Origin of the sequence: Spiroplasma endosymbiont of Cantharis rufa (assembly GCF_964019665.1) — a bacterium.
GTDB lineage: Bacteria > Bacillota_I > Bacilli_A > Mycoplasmatales > Mycoplasmataceae > Spiroplasma_A.
In genome coordinates this window covers 165392-190857 of sequence record NZ_OZ026459.1, presented here as the reverse complement: position 1 = coordinate 190857, position 25466 = coordinate 165392, and the positions used below count along the sequence as shown (strand labels likewise).

Here is a 25466-nt window from a genome sequence, read left to right as displayed (position 1 = left end):
CCTTTAGAATGTTTCTTAGAAAGGATTTAAGTCATGAATAAAATAATAGATGGTAAATTTTATGCTCAGGAATTAAATACTAGTCTTAAAAATAGTATAGAGCAAATAAATGAAAAAAGAAAACCAAAATTAACAATAATTCAAATTGGAGATAATTTAGCAAGTAGTAAGTATATAAAAAATAAATTGAGTGCTTGTCAAAAAGTAGGAATAATTGGAGAGTTAAAAAAGTATCAGGAAAATATTAAACAAAGTGAAATAATTAGAGAAATTGAAAAATTAAATAAAGATTTAACAGTTGATGGGATAATTGTGCAACTTCCATTGCCTTCACATATTAATGAAAAAGAAATTACAGATACAATTTCTCCTTTAAAAGATGCTGATGGCTTTACGCCTATAAATTTAGGAAATGTAATGTTAAATAAATCAAATATTTACCCTGCAACACCTTATGGAATTATAAAGTTACTAGAATGAAAAAAAATTAATTTAATTGGGGCAAATATTGTGATAATTGGAAGAAGCAATATTGTAGGAAAACCTCTTGCTAATATGCTTATTAATAAATCAGCTACAGTTACAGTGTGCAATACTAAAACAAGAGATTTAAAAAGTATTTGTAAAAATGCAGATGTTTTAATTAGTGCTGCTGGTGTTGCAAACTTAGTTACCAAAGATTTTGTGAATGATCAAATGACAATAATTGATGTAGGAGCTAATTTCGTGGATGGCAAGTATTGTGGTGATGTCAAATTTGATGAGGTATTTGAAATAGTTAAATATATCACACCTGTTCCAGGTGGTGTTGGCCCTATGACTATATCTTGTTTATTAGAAAATACATTTAATCTTTATAGTCAAAAGGAGAACTAATTGCTCTCCTTTTTATTATTTTTTAGTAAAGAATTTGTTATTAATAAAATTGAAGCAATAACTACAAAAGAGGACATAAGCAAAATCATTCCTAATATAGAAGCCTTAGTTAATAAAATAATCATAAAAAATATACTAGCTATAATTAATGAAAAGAAAGCATTCCCCATAACATGATCAATAATCATAGCTAATGAAAATTCTTCATTAGTGACAATGCTTTTAAATCTCTTAGCTTTAGTTTTCTCAATTAAAGCATAAGCGGTTCCAAATATAAACATTAGAATAATTAATAAAGAGTAGTATACATTATTTATTCTTGAGAAATTGACATAAATACTTGTTATTAAAAAACTTATAAAGACAATAACAGATAAGATAGTTAACAGCATTGCTATTCTATTTACATTACTATTTTTAAATTTAATAGTTGCAAAAATTGCTTGGGCCAAATATTTTGAAATAAATCCAAAAATTAAAAATAATAACAATGAATCATCCTTTATTTCAGTGCTTATAATAATTTTATTATTTTCAAATCTTAGAAAAAAGAACAGTACTAAGGACCAATCTAGAAATTTAAAAAATCCTATAAAATAATTTTGAATAAATATCTCGGTAAAAAATTTTTTATTATTTTTTAATGTTTTAAAAGAGTCCTTATTAATATTTAGCACATTTCCCTCAGACATAATATTTGCATTAAATAAAAATAAACTAATAAGAATAATCATCAATACGATGAATAAGAATAATATATATAAACTTTTTGAATAATATTCTATTAGAAAAGGTATTGGCAGTAATAAAAAACCATAAATAGAATTATATTTAGAAGTTTTATTTTTTAATCCATTCCTTCTTTCAAAACTTTTTATAATTTCAATATTTATTGGTAATAACCCTGCTACAAAAATTCCGAATAAAGTTAGACCAGTAAATAATAAAGAATTAGCTAAAGTAAAATTATTTGTTTCAAATGAACTAAATGTAAATATCAAAGCAAACAATAATCCAATTGAATTAATTTTTAAAATATTTAGATTGCCAATTTTTTTAGCTAATTTAATTCATAATGGTGTTATAAATAACATCATTATGGGAACAATTATTATTGCTGCCAAATAATTAATATCATTAAATTTCGTTACCATTTTATATGGAACAAAACTAAAATAACATATTAAAATCATCATTGAAATAATCATTGATGCTAATTGAGTATTATAATTTATTTTTTTATCCGAAATTTTCAAAATGTTATTCTCACTTTCTTCAATATATTTTTTAAATGAAATATTATATATAGATGAATATCTTCCTTCAATTTTTAAAAATAGATTTTGAAATCTCTTTAATAACAAAGGTGTTATTACACAGTACATAAAGAATATTATATAAGCCTCATGTAAATGTGTTAAATACAATGAGTAACCTTCAGTTTTACCATAAGTAAAAATGGATACAAGTAAATATAAGGATGTAATCATTAATGCAAATACTGGTGCAATTATATAAACTACAATTTTGTTTTTTAATAAAAAATGTCTAAATAAAATTATAGTTATATTAAAAAATAAGTAAATTGTAATCGTACAAATGCTTAAAATAATATCTATTGGCATTAATAAACTTAATAGTGATATTCCAACTGTTGATAAAATTGAAATATCTGCTTTCAAAAACAATGCCGTTAATATAATAATTAAAAGTGTTAAGTCTACACCTGGTAAAGGTGAAAAAATTAGTTTTAAACACACTGCTAATGAAATCATCATAGCACTGGAAGTAAGATCTAAAATCTTATTACTGACATTTTTATTCATTTTCTATATCCTCTCTTTTATAAATTTATAAAAGAGAAAACGAAAAGAAGTTCACCATACTCTTAACCAAAAAGCTCATAATTATTTCCTTCTATCTTATTTTGAAATTAAATTCTCCATTTTCATTATCAAATATAACACCATCTCCATTCATTGAAAGTCTATCATTATAGATTTGAATTTCAACTTCTGAATGTGGTTGTTCAAAATAATCACAGTTTTTATATCTATCTGTTATTTTTATTACTCTTTGATTTTTACTACCAATAAGTCTTCTATTTTTATCTAAAAGTTTCATAATGAATGGTCCATCAATTAAAATGTCTATATTTTTTAAAATATCATTATGCTCTTCTAACATTTGTTCATAAATATATCCTGTAAAACAAATAACTGATAAATTATTTTTTTGACTTCAAATAACAAGTTCCTTTAAACCATTCGGTTGTAAAAAAGGTTCTCCTCCAATTAGAGTGATGCCTTCAATATTAAATAAAGTCTTTGCCTCTAAGATTTTCTCATAAATAAACTCATTTGGCATAAACATCTTTTTTTCTAAACCTAATAATTCCTGATTTGAACATCCATTGCATCCTATAGTGCAACCTTGAAATCAAATAACAAATCTAATTCCTGGTCCTTCAATTTCACTATTCATAAGAAATTTTCCAATATTTAAATTAGCCATTGATATTAAATATTATTTTTCCTTCATTTGTTGAGGCTAAAATTTTAGTTCCTGTTCTTATGTTTTTTAAATTCTGAAATAGAAATTCCGAAAGTGGATCTACTAAATTAGTTTCAAGAGAATTTAAAACATCTCTTCCGCCTCTTCTTTCATCAGCATTTTTTAATATAATTTCAATTAAAGCTCTATCAGTTAAATCAATATGGAGTTCAGCCTTATACTTTTCATAAATTGCAATTTGAATTGGTTTTACTTTTTGACGTATTATTTTTGCCTTTAAATTTAAATCCTTTATAAAATTGAAAGGAACTATATTATTTCCAAATCTACCTAAAAGTTCAGGTCTGTTTAATTCATTTGTAAAATGATTTTGAACTTTTTTTATAAATTGATTTTGAACTTCGCTTGCACTTTGATTAGGATCAACTTCTGCTGCTCCAATATTTGAAGTAAATATTATAAACGACTCACTAAAACTAACTGTTTGACCAGTATTATCTGTTAATCTACCATCTTCAAGAATTTGTAAAAATTTATCAAATATTTTGGGACTTGCCTTTTCAATCTCATCAAATAAAATTACACTAAATGGCTTTTCTTTTACTGAATTTGTTAATTGTCCACCACCCTCAAAACCTACATATCCAGGAGGTGCTCCAATTAATTTCTGATCTGCATTTTCTTGTCCATACTCTGACATATCAAATCTTATAAGATTCGCCTCATCATTAAATAAAAAAGTAGTTATAGCTTTTGCAAGTTCTGTTTTTCCAGTTCCTGTTGGACCTACAAAAAATAAAGTTCCTTTTGGTTTACTTCTTTTTGAGGAAAACGTTATTCCAGTAAGTCCAGTATAAGCCTTATAAATTACTTTTGCTACTTTTGCAACAGCCTCATCTTGTCCAATAACTTTTGAAGAAAGTTCTTGCTTTATAGTCAACATTTTTTCATAACTTAATTCTTCTCATGGGGAAGTCTTTTCTCCATAATTATATATATTAAACATTTTATTAAAAGTAAGTGGTGTTGTAAAATTACAACTAAACTTCGCAAAATGAGATAACTCCTTAAGTGTTCAACCTTCTGTTGCATCAACTATATTTTCAAACTCAGCTAATATATCTGTAACTTGAATTCTTAATTTAATTGTAGATAAAAATTGCTTTCTTTCAGCTCTACTTGGTTTTGGTAATGTTGAAATAATAATTTCAGGATTATCTAAGTATAAACTAGGTGGTAATTGATTTATTTTCTTAGTTAAAAAAACAATACAATTTGTTAGTTCATCAATTTTTGAAATTGAGAATTTAGATTCTTTTAATGTCTTTGAAAATTCTGTTAAAACAGCTCTATCATCAACATCTAATCCTTGGTCACTAAAAACAAAATTAGTATAATCTGCTACAAAACCAATTTTTCTTTCATCTTCTCTATTAATATTTTTATTTAAAAGAGTGAAGAAATCAATTGGTTTTTTTAGAACTAAATGATCTTTAAAATCACTTTTATCAATATCACCACTAAATAGCTCATCAAATTCATTTCCAATAAATTCTGCACTACTTAATTTACTTGAAGAACTAGTTATTAGACTAGTTATTTTTTTTCCTTTTAGTCCAGAATTTTGGTCAAAAATAAATTTATCAGAGTATTTTTTTTGATCAAAAATACTAAAAATTATATCGTGGATGTTTACATATTTACCCTCAAATTCATAAATATCATCTATATTCCCCTCAATTATAATTGCTTTTTTAATACCTATTAAATTTTTTAATTGTTCTAATTCTCTCTTTACACTCATAAATTCACCTACTTACTTGAGTTATTATTTTTTTTGCTATTTATATTTTGCTTGTTTTTAGCAATATATTTTGGTTCTCTATACTGCTTATTAAATTCTTTACTTGAATGTAAGTTAAATTCTTTAAGCCTATTTAAAAAAGCCTGAGCATCAGCATCATGTTCATGACCTTCAAACCCTTCTCAATTATAAACAAAACTTCCATCTAATTTTACAGCAAAGTCTGCTGTTTCACCAGTCAGTTTTTCACCATGAATAAGAATTAAATTTTTTTCCTGTATTTTTCTTATATTCTCTTCTTTTACTATATAACCAACTTCTCTTATTGACTTAATGATTTTTATTACATTATCTTTTCTAATTGCTTCTTGTTCTGCCAATTTTGATGAAATTAGAAAATAGTTTTTTATATCTTTTTGATAATTTTTTGTTTCTTTTAAAGAAGTTAATTTATTAGCTTGCTCTTTAATAGCAATTAAAACATCCGAATCCTCTTTATATAATTGAATTGAATTTTCAACTATTTCCTTACTCATTACTCTGTTAGAAGTTTTAAACTGCTTTAGTTCTTCAGTTATTAAATTAATTACTTCTTCAGGTTTTTTATTAATTATCCTGTGCTGATTTTTTTCAAACATTTCTTTAATGTAAATCCTATCATTTTCATTTTTATATTTAATAATTAATTCATTTTTAAAACTTATTAAATCCTTAAAATTATCTTTAGTAAATACTTTTAAAATATTCTCTTGCTCTTTTATTAATACATCTCTTTTTAAGTTAACCACCTGAGTTTTAAACTCAGCTATCGTATCACGTTTTCTCTCTGCATATCTTTGAATTTCATGATAAGTTTCAATTGCAACATGCGTATTTGTAGAAAGATCTCTTTCATAAGTATTTCTTGCTAAATCCTTTTCTTCTTTTCTTAATTCTTCTAACAATTTTTCAATTTCCTTTTTATAGAATCCTGAATTATCAATTTGTTCACAATGTGATATTAATTCAATAATATAATCAATTAATACATCAATATCTTTTTTGATAAATGAAAACTGTTTTTCACAATTAATTAAAATTTCTTCAGCTGACATACTCATACTTATTTTCCTCCAAACATATTCATATACTTTAATAAATCAGTTTGCGTATATTTTCTTTCTTTTCCAAAAATAATATTTAAGGCTTTTTTATAATAATTATCATTATTTTTTAAAATCTTATCTACAACTTCAGGCATATTTAAAACATTTTTAACTCACACTAATTTTAACTCAATTGGCATATTATATATTTTTTTATCTATAAATTCATTTATATCATTTTCTATTTTATTTATATAATTTCCAGCCATAATTTTAACTTTATAATCTATTATCTCTTCTGTTTTTTGAAGAAACTGTTCACTTTTATATTTGTAATAATATCTATAAAAATCTGTTAATGAGTCAGATAAGTTTAAGAGATACTGATCAAAATTTTCAATATCTAATGAATTGCCAACCAACTCTATAATAGAATCCAATAAAAATTTATAATTTTCTTCTACAAATTTATAGTTAGAAATATATAATTCCTTAGTTATTTTTCCAATAATATTTAAAGTTTGAGCATGTTGAGCTCATACATCAGAGTTATATTTATTATCAGCAAACATCTCTGCTCTATTATTTGTTTTGAAGTATTTTGTTAATACACCCAAAGAATCTCTAACATTATATTTTCAACCATCAATTGAATTTTTTTCCAAATAACTATTAATTCTATAAATATTTTCAATTGTACTTTGTATATTTATTTTGTCAAATATATCCAATATATTTTTTGTATTAATAAATTGATAATTTTCTAATATATCAAATAATTCATCATCTGTTCTTTCATTAGATATTTTTATAATTAAATTTTTTGCAACTTTTTCTAATATTAGAGATAATTTTCTATCGGTTTTTTCTGCTAAATATTGCTTCATAGCATTATAATTTTGCCCAAATTCAACTGTCTTAAGTAAAAATTCTTCAAGAATTGTAGATACCTTTTCTTCTAAACCAAGACGTTCCAAAATTAAATATATATTCATTGATATATCATACTTTTTATTTATAAGTGAGTCTTCAAATTTTTCTAAGATGTTATCTATACTAGATATAAATATATTTGTTAAATCAACAGACTCGCTCGGGTTTTTATACTTATAAATAACAGGAATATTGATATTAATAGAATCAAAAGATTTATTTGCCAATAAAAAACTGTTTGATATATTTTTTGAATCCAAATAAACAAAAGAATTATTTTGTAAAATTTCATTGTCAATATGGCCAACATAAAAAATTAGTTTATTATCTATTACACTTATTATTTTTGTATTTCTTTTGGAATTATAGAAAATAATTATTTCAATATTTTTTGCTAACTCTTTGCTCTTTATAATCTCATCATCTGATTTTATAAATTGATCATTTATTAGCATTAAATTATAACTTGGTTTAATATTTAAATTTGAAAATAAGTCTGGGTTAGACATAAAGTCATTTTTATTTTTTATATGTAACTCTGGCATAAATAATTTTTTTATTTTTTCATCATACTTACTTAAGATACTTTTTAAAATATCTAATGTCATATTGGGATTAAATCTTAAATAGTCATCAAAAAAATTACTTTCAGTTTTAATTTTATAAGTACCATTATCAAATAATTCAATTCAAGCTTCTATGGCTGCTGTATCCTTTTTAATATACTTTTCAAAGTTACTGACATCATTTATTGATTCTTGCCCCTCATTTATAACATCCCTTAAAAAGGAATTATCTCCAAAAATATCAGGATTTTGGTTTATAAATTCAGAACATGAATTATAAAGTCACTCATTATTTGAAAATTCTTTTTTATCCATTGTTGTGGAAAGTTTGTGTGTAAATTTAACGTCGTTTACTCTCTTTTTTCAATTAATTTCTTTGATAACTTCCTTATTCTTATAAACAGGATCTATATAAAATTTTATATCTTGAAATTTATTATCTTGAGAAATTGTGTAAGTTCCCTTCTTAAACTCTTCCTTTAGTTTTAAATCAATTGAGAAATTATTAATTGGTGTATTCATATTTAATAGTCCCACACCAACTTTATTCTGACCAATTTCTATTACCTTAAAATTTATTAGCTCTCTTAAAGCTCTCTCAAAAAGAATTTTATTTTTAATATTAAAATCTTCTTCCAAAATATCATTAATATTTTTATTTTTATTGGGATGTTCTATTATAATTAATAAAATTAAAAATTCCATAAATGTAGGTTTTCTTATTTCAGAATACTTTATTTTTAATGGTATATAAAATTTTTCATATTGAATTTCAATTTTATTAAATATCATATCTCTAATCCTCCATTATTTCATTAGGTTTAAGTAAACAACCTTCAAATTCAAGTTTTGATATTATATCAGCATAAACTTGATAACTATTTGAGACACTAGGGTCATCAATAGTTGGTATCTTAACAGTTATATCATTAACTGCTCTCTGAGCTCCTATTATTATTAATAATTCTCTTGCTCTTGAAAAAGCCACATTTATTCTTTCATATTTTTTTAGAAAGTCTCTTCCAGATTTAGTTGATAACTTTTCTGGATTTCTTACTAAGTTTACTAAAACATAATCTGCTTCTTTTCCTTGAAAATCATCAACTGTATTAATTACTATATTGATATTTTCAAAGTTAGTAATATTGATCTCTCTTTTTAGTTTATTTACATGTAGCCCATAAAAACTAATTACAGCAACACTTGGCTTTAGTTTTTGTTTTTTTTCTAAAACTGCTTTATCAATTTCAATTAATAATTGCTTGGTTAATTTTATTTCTAAATCATTAAATAAACTAGTTGAAAAATCTTCACTTTGTTCATAGCTAATTTCATTTTTTACATTATATGTAGAATCCACTCAATATGAAGAATTCCTTGAGTTAATTATTTCTTTATTAAAATGATTAATAATTTTTAAGTCATGTCTTTTTTGTTCACTTACTTGTGACTCAACTTTTAATTGTCCATCATAAAATTTATTTACAATTTCCATAATCTGTTCATGACTTCTATATTGAGTTTTAAGAATAGTAGTTATATTTTTATTTTTTGCAGATATAAGTTTCTTAAATGCAGAATTATCTAATAATTCATACATCAAATTATAATTGTAATCTTTATTAAAATGTTTATTAACATCCTCAACATCATTTGGTTGTAATTTTAAGATTGGTGGTAATTGTCTATAATCACCTACTAATATTAAAGCTTTACCATAAATTAAAGGCATTAAAATTTCCAATATAGTAGCCTTTGAAGCCTCGTCAATGATAACTACATCAACATCCATGTTTCTTAAATTTAATTCCTCCAACCCTAATTTATTGGCAAAATTATCTTTTGTAAATTTAAATAAATTTGTAGATGTTAGTGTCATTGAATATACGTTAACTAAGTTATCCAAAATAGTTTTTATGTATTTTTGACTATCTTTAAAGGTTTGACCTGTAAAATTCTTTGAAGCAAGTTCTTCATCAAAATTATTTGTTATTTTATAATTGTCATTTAAATATTTTATTATTGAGGAGTACATTTCTGAAAAGTTTTCTTTTCTTATTCTACCCTGTTTCAATTTTTTTTCTAAACTTTTTAATTCAGATTTTACTTGTTCTTCTAAATCAATATCAGTTAGACCAAGATCTAATGAAAATTTATCATTAACTACTTTTATCAATTCTCTAAGTTCTCTAGCACTTGAGCCAGCATTCTCAGCTAAATTATTTTTTGTAACTATTAATTGATTTTTTTCAATTTCAAATTTATCTAAATCAAAATCTGAGAATGGTTCATTATCCTGATTTTGTAATTTTAGTTCTATTTCTACTTTTAAATTTCTTAGGCTAATTAAAAAAGTTTCAAATATTTTATTTAATTCATTAACTTTAATATCAGCTCTTAAAATTTGCTCAAGACCTTCAATTCTGCTTTCTTCTTTTTCAACTAAATCAAAGTCAGCATTTCTTTTGTACTTGTTTAAAATTAATTTTGATTTTTTAATTTCTAAAAAAGATTCATTTTTATAATAAACTTCATTTACAATTTCTTTTATTAATAAGTAAGGGTTTAAAAAGTCTTTTGGATCGAAATTTAAATTTATATAAACAAAATTATCTAATTCAAATTTAATTGAGTTTTCATAGCATTTAATTATTCTTTCGCCCACATTAATTAAGGCATCAAATTCTTTTGTTGATATAGTTTCAATTAAATTTATTACATTTATTAATTCTTCTTTTAATAAATTTTTTGATCTAACCTTTTCCAAATTCTTTTCCTTAAAGGCTGTTATTTGATTATTTAAATCGTCTATTTTTTCTTGAATACTTCTAACCTGATTATTATTTTGATAAAAACTTTTATTAGCGTTTATTAATCTTTCTAATTCATTTTTATAATTATTAAACTCATTTATTAAATTTTCATCATTGTTCATATCATCAAAAGCTCTTTTTCCAATAGCCTTATAATAATTGTAAAGAACTCTATCAGGTGAATAACCATTTGAAGATTGTGATTTTATATTTAATTGATTTGTTAATCTTATTTTATTAAGATTTGGGTCAATTGGTAATCTATCAACAACATTTTTAATAGCTTCATGATTCTGACTTGATATAAGAACTTTTCTATTTATTTTTGCTAATTGAGTTATTATTTCACTAATTACTTGAGTTTTTCCAGTTCCAGGAGGTCCTTGCAAAATAAAAATATCTTTTGTATTAACAGCTTTTCTTACTGCATCCTTTTGTTCAGCATTTAAGCTAAAATTGAAATCTATATCTTCTATTTTAATATCATTTGAAACTTCTGATAATTCGACAAGCTTTGTATTAAATAAATAATTTATTAAATAAGGGTTTTTTGTATTTCCTTCTGAAACTTTTTTTATTACTTGTCTAGATCTTTCAATTAGAACGTCTTCACCAATTCCAGTATATGCAATGTATCCTGAACTTAAAGATTCTAAATTACTATTTAAAAATATTGACTCATCAAAATCCTGCTCAATTTCAAAGTTTATTTTTTTAACTTTTCATTGTTGCATTTCCTTTGGATTATTTTTCATTAATATGTCAAATTCATTTTTTTCTCCAAGAAAAATATTTTTGCTATTTTTCATTCAATAATTTGCAAAGCTTATTTCTTCTTCTGAAACACCTAGCATATTTGATACTTGTAATATATTTTTAATTTCATTAATTTTATCAAGATCAAAATCAAAAATTTCATGAATATTTTTAATAAGTTCATGTGTAGTTAAAATATTTTTATTCATTTTTATTGGTACAAGAGATAAGTCTTTTGTTTTTTTAATTCTATTAATTTTTTCTAATTCATCAGTTAAAAGGTCCAAAGTAACCACATAAGAAATTTGATATGGAATTCTTTTATTTTTTAAATAAGATTCTGAATTTACTAATAGATATTTATATGCTCTAGTTTTAAATTCTTTAATATCATATTCGAATAAGTTTGACTCAAAATAAATTTTATCTATTCTCATTACCTTTTGATAATTTAATCCCAAATAAGGTAAAGATTTTTTTCTATCTAGTTTTAATAAATCATCACTAAATTCTAAATAGTTTAATCATTTATCTTTTTCTTCTTCAAATGTAGATAGTAATTTTCCTATTTCAGAAAGATTAGAAGAATTCAAAACATTTCTTCTAATTAACTCCTCATCTTTAATTTGACCTTGATTTCTAACTATTAGAATTTGTGATTCTTGTATTATTGTTTCAAATTCCTGAGCTGCTGGTTTTAATCTTGTCATAAATATAGAACTTATAATAAGAGAAGCATTCATAGTGTCAATGTTTACATAAAATCCAAGATAAGTTCCTTCTGGCAAAAGACTTTGATTTTTTGAGTCTAACTCAATTCTTATAATTCCATTATAGGAAGATTTGCTCTTATCTTTTTTAGAGAATTGTCTAGTTTTGTTGTCTAAAAGACAGATAAATGATTTTTTAGCAAGAGAGCTTCTCAAAAAATTTTGAAACTCCACACAAGTATTTATGCCTCTTATATCTAATTGCTCTATTATTTGATCTAAACTAGATGGATTTTCCTTAAATTGAACATTTTGTAAAAAAGAGAAGTCTAATATTATTTCTTTAACTGCATTATTCTCAATAATATTTGACATAAATTAACCCTCACTTTTGTCTTAAATTATTATAACATTTTTAGTTAATTAAAAAATATCAACCAAAAGGTTGATATTAGAATTTAATCTTGATGTGGTGCGAATGGATCAACCACTGCCAAAGTATTTGGGTTTTCTCTTTTTAATACTTTTTTATCTACATCATAATGATTTCCATTAGACATTCTAATTCAATCAAGTAAATCATTTGTTTCTGAGATTTCTTCAAAGAAATCAATTGCAAATCATTCATAGAATTTCACTGTTGTAAAATCTGATTTTTCCTTTGCATTTTTTGTGAATTCATCTGTAATTTTTGCAAAATGTGTTCTACAACTAATGTACTCTTGCAAAATTTCTACAATGTTTTTAAAATCCTTATTTTTAATTTCTATTGAAGATATTTTATATCCTTGACCCTTATCTAAAAGGTAATTCATTATTCTTCTCTGATGTAAAAATTCATCTTGAGCTTGTACTTGAAAAAAGTGTGTAAAACCTGGATAACCAAGTTCATCACATTTTTTACTCATATTAAAACAATTTAATTGCATCTTAATATGTTCGTTAATGTAATCTTGAAGATTACTTAAAATTAATTTATCCATAAAAATCCTCCTTTAATAATTTTATTATAATCTCTTGAGATTATAAAATATGTAAATTAAGTAAAAAACTTTTAAGTTAACTTATTTAATAACAATATTTACAATTTTATCTAAAACAGCTATTTCTTTTAATATTTGCTTGTTTTTAATTTGCTCTCTTATGACATCTAGAGATTTAGCTTTCTCTATTAATTCCTCTTTTTGAGTGCCTTTATCAACTTCAAAAGTTGCTCTTAACTTACCATTTATTTGAACAGCAATAGTAACAACTGAAAGAGATAATTTAGATTCATCATAATTTGGTCATACTTCTAAACACACACTTGATTTGTTACCCAATTTTTCTCATAATTCCTCAGCTAAATGTGGAGCATAAACAGAAAGCATTTTAATAAAATTAAAAATGTATTCTTTATAAATCGGTTGAGTTTCTTTATAAACTGAATTTACAAACATCATTAATTGTGAAATTGCAGTATTAAATTTGCAATCTTCAATCATTTGAGTTGTTTTTTTAACAACATCATTATAAATGAAATCAAGGCTATGATTATTTTTATCTGTTAATTTAATATTTTCAATCATTCTATATACTCTATCAAGTCATTTTCTAGCTCCGTCAAGTCCTTTATAACTTCAAGGTAAAGAAGCCTCTAATGGTCCCATAAATACCTCGTATAACCTTAAAGTATCAGCTCCATGTGACTCAATAATTTCGTCAGGGTTAATTACATTACCCTTAGACTTACTCATTTTTTCACCATTATCTGCCAAAATCATTCCTTGATTTATTAATTTTTGAAATGGTTCTTTTGTTGGAACAACTCCTAAATCAAATAATACTTGATGTCAAAATCTTGCATAAAGTAAATGAAGAACTGCATGCTCTTGACCACCAATATAAAGGTCAACTGGTAATCATTTTTTAAATAATTGCATTGCCTCTTTTGAGTTAATATCTACTAAATTATTAGGACTTGTTGTCAAAATGTAGGCCAAATAATATCAACAACTTCCTGCTCATTGAGGCATTGTATTAGTTTCTCTTTTTGCTGATTTGCCTTTAAAATCTATATTCACTCAATCAGACAAATTTGCTAATGGTGATTCACCAGTTCCTGAAGGTTTAATATAATCTGTTTTAGGTAACTCTAATGGTAAATCCTTTTCATCAATTAAAGCTATTTGACCATCTTCTAAAAAAACTATTGGAAATGGTTCACCATAAAATCTTTGTCTTGAAAACAGTCAATCTCTTAATTTGTAGTTGATTTTTTTTTCAGCTTTTTTTATTTTTTCTAATTTATTAATTACTAAATCAATAGCTTCTACTTTTGATAAACCATTTAAAAAATCTGAGTTAATTATTTTCGATTCACCCACAAAGGCCTTTGATTCATCTTTGGTTTCTAATACAAATTTTATTGCTAGATTATACTTTAGTGAGAATTTTCAATCCCTTTCATCATGACCAGGCACAGCCATTACTGCACCTGTTGCATAATCATTTAATACATAATCTGCTACCCAAACAGGTAATTCTTCTTTTGTAAAAGGATTTATAACATAACTTCCCGTAAAGATACCAGTTTTATCTTTTGAGTCATCTTGTCTTTCAATTTCAGTTTTACTTTTTGTTAAAGTAATATATTCTTGAACTTTCTTTTTATTTTCTGAAGTAGTTAATTTTAAAGCTAATTCATTTTCTGGAGCAAGAACAATATATGAAACTCCAAAAATTGTATCTGCTCTTGTTGTAAATACATTTATTTTTTCCTTATTATCTTTAACATCAAATTTTATAATTGCTCCTTCAGATTTACCAATTCAATTTTTTTGTAATTCTTTTACTGAATTTGGTCATTCTAATGAATCTAAACCTTCTAATAATCTATCAGCGTATTTTGTAATTTTTAAAACTCATTGCTTCATTGGTTTTTTCACTACTTCAAATCCACCAATATCAGAAACCATTTTTCCATTCATTGAAACAACTTCTTCATTTGCAAGAACAGTTCCTAGTCCTTCGCATCAATTTACACTTGCTTGTCTAATTTCAGCTAATCCCTTTTTATAAAGTTGTTGAAAGATTCATTGCGTGATTTTATAATAATTTGGGTCACTTGTATTTACTTCTTTATTGTAATCATAACTAAAACCCAATTTTTTTAGTTGTTTTCTAAAAGTAATAATATTTTTAGCTGTAAATTCTCGTGGATCATTTCCAGTTTTTAAAGCATATTGCTCTGCTGGAAGACCAAAGGCATCTCACCCAATTGGATGAAGTACATCATATTGTTGCATTCTTCTCATTCTTGCAAAAACATCTGTTGCAGTATAACCTTTAGGATGACCAACATGAAGTCCTGCTCCACTAGGATATGGAAACATATCTAAAATATAAGCCTTTTTATCTTTATTGCTAGTTGTTTTATATGTATTATTTTCTTCTCAAAACTTTTGTCATTTTTTTTCTATTGCTTTATGTGAAAATTCCATTTTATTACCTCTTTTATTAACTTTAAATATTTTACATTAAATATTAATTAGTGGTAATGTTTAATGATAACAAAAAAAACTTAAACATAAGTTTAAGTTTTCTATAATCATTCTTTAAATATTCTTATATATAACATTTTTACAGCTTGTGCTAAAAGCATATATGCTGCAACAAAACTTAATGCAATTGGTAAGAATGATCATTTTGGTACACCCATTTTCATACCATCACTAATTGCATCAATACTCATAAATCCATATGGCACAATTATAGCCATAGAACAAACAAAGATTGTTGACACTGTAACTTGTCATGAACCATTAGATTGAATAAATGGAATTTTTTCAGTTCTATACATTTGCATTACTGCAGTTTGTGTCATTAACCCCACAACAAATCAGCTACCATTAAATATTTCTAATCCACCTTCACTAGGAGGTTGTACTCCAGCACCTATTCCTGGATTAACAATATGATATCCATATAGTAAAACTAAGAATGTTGAGATATCAAATATTGAACTTACAGGTCCATTTATGACTGTAAACCATATTATATTTTTTGTTTTTAATGGTCGAGGTTTATCAGTAAATTTACTATCTACTTTATCAAAAATAAATGCAAACATTACTATATCATATAATAAATTTTGAGTTAATAAATGCAAGGGTTGCATTGGCTCTGACATTGTTAAAAATAAGGCAACCAAAACACTAAGAACATTACCAAAATTTGAAGCAATTGTAACTTTAATATATTTTAAAATATTTGCTAATGAAACTCTTCCTTCATGAACTGCGTGACTAATTGGAAGTAATGATTCTTCCATTAAAATAATATCTGCAGCTTCTTTGGCTATATTTGATGCTTCATCAAAAGAGATTGCAACATCTGACTCTCTTAAAACTGGAGCATCATTTATTCCATCTCCCATAAATCCTACAACATGTCCTTGCTCTTTAAGAGTTTTTATTATTGTTGATTTATGTATCGGACTTAATTTAACAAAAACATTTCCTTTACGAACTGCTTTATGAAGTTGATCTTCATTCATTGCTTCAATTTCTTTTCCTGTATATAATTTTTCAATTTTAAAATCTACTTTTGAACAAATAGCTCTAGTAATAATTTCATTATCACCTGTAAGAATTTTTGTTGAAATTCCTTTTTCAGCTAATTCCTTAATAATTTTTTTTGAAGTTTTTTTTGGTTCGTCAAAAAATGTACCAAAACCATAAAATACTAAATCTTCTTCAATATCTTCATCTTCTAATTCATTATGTGCAATTCCAATAACTCTAAACCCATCATTATTATAATCATTAGATTTTTTCATAATTTTATCAATGTGATCTTGTTTTAATTTTACTATTTGACCATTTATATAAATACGATCACATACTTTTAAAACTTCTTCAATAGCTCCTTTTGTAAAAATTTGTTTTTCTCCATTTTTTGAAAGGATTACTGATAATATTTTTCTTTGAAAATCAAAAGGTACTTCTCACTCCTTTGAATATTCATCAAGATTTGGCATACTAATTTTTTTACTTAACAAAACAGCTTGATCAATTGGATTTTGAAATCCTGTTTGGAAATAACTATTTAAATATAATATATGTTCAATCATTTCATTCTTTTGACTTTTTATATCAAAAACATGATCAAGATTAATTTCTCCACTTGTGATTGTTCCTGTTTTATCTGTACATAAAATATCAATAGCTCCCATATTTTGAACAGCATTTAGATTTTTTACTATAACATTTTCTTTTTTTATTTTTGAATAACCCCTAGAAAGATTTGCAGTAACAATTACTGGTAACATTTCTGGTGTTAACCCTACTGCAATTGATATTGCAAATAATGCTGCTGAAAGTCATCTTTGATCAATTGTTGCTGGTCTTAATCCAAAAACTAAAAAAACTATTGGTGTAACTGCTAACATAAATGAAATTAGCAACATTGTAATTTTTCAAACTCCCTTTTCAAAAGAATTTTTACTTCTTTTTTCTGTAACTTTATCATTAATCGCAGAAAAGAAAGTTTTCTGTCCAGTTTGAATAACTAAACAAAGTGCAGAACCTGAAACTACTTCGGTTCCCATATAACAAACATTTTCATACTCTAAATAATTTTCTTTATTATTTATTGTTTTCTTTTGTACTGGAAAAGATTCTCCAGTTAAAGATGATTGATTTAAATATAAGTTATTTGATCAAATAACTTTTACATCAGCTGGAATTAAATCTCCATTTGAAACATATATTAAATCTCCAGGAACAAGTTCTGATGTTTCAATTTGTTCACTTTCTTTAATTAATTTTATTGAGTTCGCATTATCAATATCTTTAATGACAAAATCAACATCTCTAATAACCTTTGTCATATGTTTATTTTCAAATGTCATTTTTTTAATAACGTGAAAGGATCTTATTTCTTGAACAAAATAAATAGTTCCACTAATTATAATCATTGTTAAAACTAATAATGCTCCAACAAGATCTGATAGCTCTGGATCTGTTGCATATTGATAGAAACTGAATGTATCAATTACAATCAGTATTAAGTTAAATGGACTGAAAAATGCCTTAATAAAAGACAAAACATAATTAAATTTTTTCTCCTTTAGTAAATTATCTCCAAATTTATTTTTTTGAGCTTCTACCTGTTCTTCTGATAAACCAAAGTTAGAAATCTCTAATTTTTTTAAAGTTTGTTGCTGATCTAACTCAACAAACTTTGCAAGTTGATTATTATAATTGTTATTTACTTTTTTATTTTTAGTTTTCATAACATCGTTCTCCTTATTTATGAAAGCTAACTTATAATCTTATTTTGAAAATACAAAAAAAAGCGATAAATTAGCATTACTTCTTATCTTGCTTTGAATAATTAAACTTCGTACCTGTTCGGAAGGAATACTCATATTTACCACCTCTCTTTAAATCTTTAATTATTATACATACATAAAATAAAAAAAGACACCTTAATGGTATCTTTAAAATCTAAAATGGTCGGAATAAGTGGACTTGAACCACCGACCTCACCCTTATCAGGGGTGCGCTCTAACCAACTGAGCTATACTCCGTAAAACAATATTAATTATAAAATATTACCTTTTAAAATTCAATAAAAAAAGCATTTTTAATTAAAAATATTTCATTAAAAAAACGTCATTTAATGACGTCTATTATTCATTTAATGGTGGTTTTGGACGGAATTGAACCGCCGACACATTGAGCTTCAATCAATTGCTCTACCAACTGAGCTACAAAACCAATAATGGCGACCCCAACGGGACTCGAACCCGTGATCTCCTCCGTGACAGGGAGGCGCGATAACCAACTTCGCTATGGGGCCAAAAATGGTTGCGGGGGTAGGACTTGAACCTACGACCTTCGGGTTATGAGCCCGACGAGCTACCAACTGCTCCACCCCGCGATAAAAATGGCGGAAGATGAGGGATTCGAACCCCCGCTCGGGTTTCCCCGACTCTCGGTTTTCAAGACCGACCCCTTCAGCCAGGCTTGGGTAATCTTCCGTATTTTGTTTTGCCCCATCCTGATCATTATAGAGTCATCATGATGGTGGACCTTATTGGACTCGAACCAATGACCATCCGGTTATGAGCCGGATGCTCTAACCAACTGAGCTAAAGGTCCAAAATAATAAAAACAATAAAATATATGGTAGCGGGGAAGAGACTTGAACTCTTGACCTCCCGGGTATGAGCCGAGCGCTCTAACCAACTGAGCTACCCCGCCATATATGGTGGACCCGAACGGGTTCGAACCGTCGACCCCCTGCGTGCAAGGCAGGTGCTCTCCCAGCTGAGCTACGGGCCCATATATAAAAAAATATTAAATTATAATGGTCGGGAAGACAGGATTCGAACCTGCGACCCTTCGGTCCCAAACCGAATGCTCTACCAAGCTGAGCCACTTCCCGAAGTATGAATATTTAATAATATTCATGATAATTTTCAATAATGGCGCGCCCTAAGGGACTCGAACCCCTAACCTTTTGATCCGTAGTCAAACGATCTATCCAATTGATCTAAGGGCGCATTTTGTGCGAAAATAACCAAAAATATTATATTACAATTTGTAAGTTTTTTATCAACTTTGCATAAAATTGACAATATTTATTATAGCAAATAAAAAGATAATTTGTGTCTTTTTACAAAAAATAAATAAAATAAAAAGAAGTATTTAAACTCCTTTATTTCAATAATGGAGGTACCAGTCGGAGTCGAACCGACGATCAGGGAGTTGCAGTCCCATGCCTTAGCCTCTTGGCTATGGTACCATTACCTAAATGATTATACTAAAAAAAATAAAGAAATTACAAATATAATACCTTTGATTCTAAAAAATATTAGGTTAAAAGATTATGTTTAAAAATCTTTTTAAATTACAAATTAATTTAATAATTTTAATATAAAAAAATATGCTTTAATATGCATATTTTTTACACTTAATTAGTGTTTAGTTGAAATTATCTGATTGAATTTATCAACTAAGTAATTATCAAGTTTTTCATCAAAACTAAATGAGTCTCCTTCTTGAGGCGTAAATCATTTCTCTCATTCATCGCCTTTTGCCATTCCATATTCCAATATCTCTTGAAATCCAGTAGGCATTCCAGTTTCATCAACAAGAGCCTCTTGAGAATCTCTACTATAAATAAAGTTTATAAAAGCATAAGTTGCTTCTAAATCTCTATTTCCACTTGAAATAACAAGATTATCACTTCATAGATTTGTTGATTCTTTTCTAACCTCTTTATCTAAAATTTTAATATTTTTATGTGTTAAATCTTTTCTAGGTACTTCTGATATTATTGTGAAGTCAAAATTATTTGATTGTACCTCTTCTCGATTAACTACTAAGTTATCTTCTTCCACTTCACTTTCATAGTCTTCTTGAGTTGCATAAATTAAATCTCCATTATACATTACTGCAATATCAAAATCCTTATCATGAACTTTATCTTGAAGTTGATCTCCATACAATCCTACATTTCTATAACTTACAAGATTTTTGATTTCATTTGAGACATCATCAATTTGTTGCTGTTTATTTAATGCTACATTGTTAACTGTAAGACCATCTTTTGCTTCGACATTTCCATATAGCTTTTCAAAACCATACATAAATACATTTTTAGGGTCTTCATTTAATGCAAGATTAAATCCAGCTTCTGCTCCTTTTCATAAAATATCCCATGATAATTTATTAGGATCAATTTCATAAAACATGCTTTTTTGATTTGTTTGTTCTGTGAATATATTTTGTTCCTTTAAGAAATTTACTAATTTTGTATTTTCCTTAAATTGATCATTCACCATATCCCCTAAATTAAATACAATTCTAACATCTCCTCAAAATCAAGGAATTGAATAATCTAATAAGTTAGAAGAAATATCATCAGCATCTTTGAATTTATGATTTTCATGAGCATCTAAAATATTACAATTATAGTGTAATACTTCCTTCTCTAATTCATCTTCTTGAAACAAAGCATCATTGCAAACTTTAGAACTAAGATTTTCAATTGGATTTTCAATTGTTTCAACTTTATCTCAATTAATTTTTTGTAAAGCACCTTCTGTAGCTAATTTTTCAACCATGTAATCACTTGGCACCATTATGTCATAGTTAAATGTGTATGTTTTATTATACAGAGACTCATTTGAATCATATTGTTGATAGTTAACTCTATATCCTGTTTCTTTTTCAAACTTAGTAATTAAATTAACATCTATATAACTTCCTCAATTTCCAATTACTAAATCATAAATATTATTCATTACATATGCTGTTGTTAATAATGAAAATGAAATTAACAGAGCTGAACCCATAGTAAGTTGTTTTCAGTTTCTTTTAATTCATCTATTTGACTTAGGAACATAAGTTTCTTCTAATACATCAGGAAAATACTTATCTTTTTTAGCTTTGACATAATTATTAATTTTTTCTAATTTTTCCTCTTTTAAATCTAACTTAGAATTAATTGATTTAGTTGCTTCTTTAAGTTTTTCTTCTCTAATTTTTTGTAATTCAGTTAACTTAGATGAGTAACTTTGATCATCTTTATTTAATAAATTAATTTGCTTATCTATAGAATCCACAAGTGAGATTTTTCTAAATACTTTTTCTTTAATTAATTTTAATTGATTATATTTTTTTATTGATTTTTCTTCATTTTCTTTTTGTAATAAAGCTAACTTTTCAATAGTCATTCTTAGTTTATATTGATTTCTTCCCTCAAGTAAACTGTCTCTTTTAATAGAAAGTTCTTTTATTTTTTTATTGTATCAAGAAATTTCTTTTGAGTTTGGATACTCTAAATTTGCCAACTCTTCTTTTAAATCAATTACTTGTTGACCAATTTCCAAAGCCTTTTCTTTGTCATTTTGATTTCTTTCATTAATTCATTCAATTTCTTTTTCATACTTATAAATCTTTCTTTCTAATTTACTTAAAACTTGTTCAAATTTTCTTATTTTTTTCTCATTTGTCATTTTTTTAATTTTTAATTCAATTTGTGATTTCTTAATATTTAACTTTTTGAATATTGTAAAATATCTTTTTTCTGTTTTAATTTCTGATGAAATTAACTCTTTTTTTCACTCTAATTTACTAATTTTTTTATTGTTATTTTTACTATTTAATAACTTAAATTGAATTTTAAGTAATTTAAATTTAGCCAAAAGTTTTAAATTTTTAGTCTTTTGTGTTCTAGTTCCAGTTGAGAGACAACTTTGAAGATACTTAATTTCACTTTCCATTCTACTTATCACTTTTATTTTATATTCACCTTTTTTGATTTGAGCTTTTACATCTTTTGATTTCTGTAAAGCAATTTGAATTATATTTCAAATTAAAACTATAATTACAATTGAAGCTACCAATAAAGTTCCAAAAGCATTTATATAGGGTTGCATTCTTTTAGCAGTATAAATAAAAGTTGATACGTTAGTTTGTCCTCCACCAGTAAAGTAAGAAATAATAAAATCATCAAAACTCATTGCAAAACAAATTGCTGCTGCTGTAATAATACAAGGTGTTAAAATTGGAAGAACAACTTTATAAAAAGTTTGTCTTTGATTTCCACCAAGATCTTTAGAAGCTTCAAGAATGTTTTTATCAATTCTGTTCATAAACGGAAGAACTGTAATAATTACATAAGGCACATTAAAAGAGATGTGCGCTGCAATTAAAGTAACAATTCCAAATTTTAATCCTGCAAGAACAAATAATAACATTAATCCTACTGCAGTAATAACATCAGCATTTACCAAAGGTATATTTGCTATCCTTACTCAATTATCTGCTGATCTCTTTTTAATTTTTGTTAATCCTACAACAGCCATCATACCAATTAATAGTGACATTATTGTAGAAACCATTGCTACAAATAATGATACAGTTATTGATTTCATAAATGGAGAGTTATTAACTAAAGCACTATATCATTCCAAACTAAATCCACTTCAGCTTGTAACACTACTACCAGAGTTAAATGAAAATATAATCATAACTGCAATTGGTACATAAATAAATGACATCATTATTAAGAAGTAACTTGATTTGATGAATTTTTTCATTTTTTTGACCCCCTAACTTCAAATTTATTTGAAATTAATTTCATAATTCCCATTATTGCAAATAAAAGTAAAGCCAATGCAATTGCTATTGTTGCTCCAAAAGTGAAGTCAGTTCCTCTAAAGAAATAGTTTTCAATAATTGAAGTAATTAAATTTATTTTTCCATCACCCATATATCTAACAATTAAAAGTGATGTGGCAGCTTGAATTAATACTAATGTAAATCCAGCAAAAACACCTGGTAATGATTGTCTAAAAGTTGTATGTCAAAATGCTTTTGACTTACTTGCTTTTAAGTCCAAAGCAGCCAAATAATAGTTTCTATCTTGATTCTCAATTGCATTATAAATTGGTGATATGGCAAATGGTAAAAACATATAAACCATTCCAATAATAACTGCTATTGGTGTTCCCAAAAAACTCGGTGAGATCACTAAAAATAAACTTCGTAATCCAAGAATTTTTAATATCATACTTATTCAAATTGGTAATGTAACAAGTACTCATACATTTTTTGCTAGTAATTTATTTTTTAATTGAGCCATTATTAAAGCTATTGGATAAGCACAAGCGACACATATAATACTTGCTATAAATGCATACATTAACGATAAAAATAAGACATATAAAATTGATCCTGATGTTAAAAGTTTAACAAAGTTTGAGAAATCAAGTTTAAACTTAATACTATTACCAGTTGCTTCAATTATTGAGAAAATAATTATTCCTAATAATGGAAGCACAACTAAAAATCCCATTACAACCATAAATGGCAACATTATTGGTCAAACTTTTGATTTGATTCCTTTTACAATTTTAAATTCCTGAATTTTTTCTTTTAATTTGATTTTTGGTATTTCTGTTTCTATTTCTGTTCCTTCAGATTCTATATTTTCAATATCATCTAATTCTTTTTCTACTTCGACACTATTTTTTTCATCTATAATGTCTTTTTCGTTATTTAAATTATTCATCTATCTCTTTTCACATAATATGTAAATCATCAGGATTTCATTTAATAGAAACTTCTTTATCAAAATCATGAAATTCAGTTGTGTGTACAATATAACTTCTATTTTTTGTTTTAATAGTTATTTCATAATGGACACCTTTAAATATAATATTTTCAACTATACCATTAAAGAATCCTTTGTCTGGTTTTTGAATTTTTAAGTCCTCAGGTCTTAAAACAATATCAATATTTTTTTCATTTTCTCCAAAACCTTTATCAGTACATTCAAATTCTTTACCATCAAATTTAACTTTTAAATCTTTTATAAATTCCCCATCTTCAATAACATTTGATACACCAATAAAATTAGCAACTCAGTTATTTTCTGGTTCATTATAAATTTCTTCTGGAGAACCAATTTGTTGAATTGCTCCGTCATTCATAACAACTATTCTGTCGCTTAAAGTTAATGCTTCTTCTTGATCATGGGTAACTAAAATAAATGTTATTCCAATTTCTTCTTGAAGCTCTTTTAATTCATCTTGCATTCTTTTTCTTAATTGAACGTCAAGAGCTGACATAGGTTCATCCAAAAGCAGAATTTTTGGTTTCAAAATAAGTGCTCTAGCAATTGCAACACGTTGCTTTTGACCACCACTTAATTCATGAACCCTTTTATTTTCCATACCTTCTAATGAAAATTTTTTGATATATTGCATTACTTCTTTAGTTATCAAATCTTCTTTAACTCTTTTAACTCTTAATCCATAAGCAATATTATCATAAACATCATAATGAGGGAAAAGTGCGTAATTTTGAAAAATTGTGTTTATTTGTCTTTTATTACTTGGAATTGGAGTTAGATCTTTTCCTTCAAATAATAAATCACCAGAGTCTTGTTTTTCTCTTCCCCCAATGATATTCAAAGTAGTTGTCTTACCACACCCAGATGGTCCTAAAAGAGTTATAAACTCTCCTTCTTTAATATTAAAACTAACACCTTTTAAAACAACTTTTCCATCATAACTTTTAGTAAGATTTCTAATCTCTAAAATATTATTGTTGTTCATAATATGTCTCCTTTTAAAAAAATATTAAATTTTTAACGCGTAATTTATTAAAACTAATTACGCAATCAGGAGGAGCATTTCAGTCTCTAAGACTTTTTCAAATCATTCTACACGAGTAATTACTACATTAAATCATTCAGAAATTAAGTACTGGTTAATATTTATTATTGCTTGTAATTTCATAGTAATTCTCCTTTAATTTTTATAACATTATTATATATATAATAATGTCAATTTTTTTATAAACTTCAAAGAAAACTAAAAAAAGATTTTATTAGTAAAATCTAAT

At 25.7% G+C, this 25466-nt stretch carries 14 protein-coding genes and 11 tRNA genes; 1 reads left to right on the top strand and 24 read right to left on the bottom strand.

Annotation, left to right across the window (positions count from 1 at the left end; genetic code table 4):
• The first annotated feature begins 33 nt into the window (after window positions 1-33).
• The gene (locus AACL15_RS00860) at window positions 34-876 is read left to right on the top strand and encodes a bifunctional 5,10-methylenetetrahydrofolate dehydrogenase/5,10-methenyltetrahydrofolate cyclohydrolase (protein WP_339034412.1); all 843 of its coding nucleotides are present in this window, start codon (window positions 34-36) and stop codon (window positions 874-876) included.
• Here the strand turns inward: AACL15_RS00860 and AACL15_RS00855 are convergent.
• From AACL15_RS00855 to AACL15_RS00740, 24 genes are all read right to left on the bottom strand, one after another.
• On the bottom strand, window positions 873-2702 hold the full coding sequence (locus AACL15_RS00855) for a hypothetical protein (protein WP_339034410.1): 1830 nt from the start codon (window positions 2700-2702) through the stop codon (window positions 873-875). The genes AACL15_RS00860 and AACL15_RS00855 overlap by 4 nt on opposite strands.
• Window positions 2703-2793: 91 nt before the next feature.
• Complete coding sequence (locus AACL15_RS00850; RefSeq protein ID WP_339034408.1) at window positions 2794-3360, bottom strand: 4Fe-4S single cluster domain-containing protein; 567 nt, start codon at window positions 3358-3360, stop codon at window positions 2794-2796.
• Window positions 3361-3382: 22 nt separating this feature from the next.
• Window positions 3383-5194 carry an AAA family ATPase gene (locus AACL15_RS00845; RefSeq protein WP_339034406.1) on the bottom strand — a complete coding sequence of 604 codons (1812 nt, stop codon included), beginning with the start codon at window positions 5192-5194 and terminating at the stop codon, window positions 3383-3385.
• Window positions 5195-5202: 8 nt separating this feature from the next.
• Window positions 5203-6294 (bottom strand): hypothetical protein, encoded by a 1092-nt coding sequence (locus AACL15_RS00840; protein WP_339034404.1) that lies wholly within the window; start codon window positions 6292-6294, stop codon window positions 5203-5205.
• A gap of 2 nt (window positions 6295-6296) precedes the next feature.
• Window positions 6297-8570, bottom strand: coding sequence for a hypothetical protein (locus AACL15_RS00835; protein ID WP_339034402.1), 2274 nt, complete (start codon window positions 8568-8570; stop codon window positions 6297-6299).
• Between the two features lie 4 nt (window positions 8571-8574).
• A complete protein-coding gene (locus AACL15_RS00830; RefSeq protein ID WP_339034400.1) occupies window positions 8575-12432 on the bottom strand; it encodes an AAA domain-containing protein in 3858 nt (1285 codons plus the stop codon).
• An 83-nt stretch (window positions 12433-12515) separates the two neighbouring features.
• Window positions 12516-13040 carry a ferritin-like domain-containing protein gene (locus tag AACL15_RS00825; protein WP_339034398.1) on the bottom strand — a complete coding sequence of 175 codons (525 nt, stop codon included), beginning with the start codon at window positions 13038-13040 and terminating at the stop codon, window positions 12516-12518.
• Window positions 13041-13121: 81 nt separating this feature from the next.
• Window positions 13122-15539 carry a leucine--tRNA ligase gene (gene leuS / locus AACL15_RS00820; protein WP_339034396.1) on the bottom strand — a complete coding sequence of 806 codons (2418 nt, stop codon included), beginning with the start codon at window positions 15537-15539 and terminating at the stop codon, window positions 13122-13124.
• Window positions 15540-15640: 101 nt separating this feature from the next.
• Entirely contained in the window at window positions 15641-18334 is a 2694-nt protein-coding gene (gene mgtA, locus AACL15_RS00815) for a magnesium-translocating P-type ATPase (protein WP_339034394.1), read from the bottom strand.
• A 220-nt stretch (window positions 18335-18554) separates the two neighbouring features.
• Window positions 18555-18631, bottom strand: a tRNA-Ile gene (locus AACL15_RS00810).
• Between the two features lie 114 nt (window positions 18632-18745).
• Window positions 18746-18821: transfer RNA gene (locus AACL15_RS00805), tRNA-Phe, on the bottom strand.
• A gap of 5 nt (window positions 18822-18826) precedes the next feature.
• Window positions 18827-18903: transfer RNA gene (locus AACL15_RS00800), tRNA-Asp, on the bottom strand.
• A 5-nt stretch (window positions 18904-18908) separates the two neighbouring features.
• Window positions 18909-18984 (bottom strand) — tRNA-Met (locus tag AACL15_RS00795).
• Between the two features lie 7 nt (window positions 18985-18991).
• Window positions 18992-19084 (bottom strand) — tRNA-Ser (locus AACL15_RS00790).
• 44 nt (window positions 19085-19128) lie between these two features.
• Window positions 19129-19205 (bottom strand) — tRNA-Ile (locus tag AACL15_RS00785).
• Window positions 19206-19230: 25 nt separating this feature from the next.
• Window positions 19231-19307, bottom strand: a tRNA-Met gene (locus AACL15_RS00780).
• A 5-nt stretch (window positions 19308-19312) separates the two neighbouring features.
• A tRNA-Ala gene (locus tag AACL15_RS00775) sits at window positions 19313-19388 on the bottom strand.
• Window positions 19389-19414: 26 nt separating this feature from the next.
• Window positions 19415-19491: transfer RNA gene (locus AACL15_RS00770), tRNA-Pro, on the bottom strand.
• A gap of 41 nt (window positions 19492-19532) precedes the next feature.
• Window positions 19533-19609, bottom strand: a tRNA-Arg gene (locus AACL15_RS00765).
• Window positions 19610-19776: 167 nt separating this feature from the next.
• Window positions 19777-19851 (bottom strand) — tRNA-Cys (locus tag AACL15_RS00760).
• 172 nt (window positions 19852-20023) lie between these two features.
• Complete coding sequence (gene potCD, locus AACL15_RS00755) at window positions 20024-23155, bottom strand: spermidine/putrescine ABC transporter permease/substrate-binding protein (RefSeq protein WP_339034392.1); 3132 nt, start codon at window positions 23153-23155, stop codon at window positions 20024-20026.
• Entirely contained in the window at window positions 23122-24129 is a 1008-nt protein-coding gene (gene potB / locus AACL15_RS00750; RefSeq protein WP_339034390.1) for a spermidine/putrescine ABC transporter permease, read from the bottom strand. Before potB ends, potCD begins: the two co-directional genes overlap by 34 nt.
• Window positions 24122-25177, bottom strand: a complete 1056-nt coding sequence (gene potA / locus AACL15_RS00745; protein ID WP_339029739.1) for a spermidine/putrescine ABC transporter ATP-binding protein — start codon at window positions 25175-25177, stop codon at window positions 24122-24124. Before potA ends, potB begins: the two co-directional genes overlap by 8 nt.
• 57 nt (window positions 25178-25234) lie before the next feature.
• Window positions 25235-25360 carry a hypothetical protein gene (locus AACL15_RS00740; protein WP_339029741.1) on the bottom strand — a complete coding sequence of 42 codons (126 nt, stop codon included), beginning with the start codon at window positions 25358-25360 and terminating at the stop codon, window positions 25235-25237.
• Window positions 25361-25466: the final 106 nt, after the last annotated feature.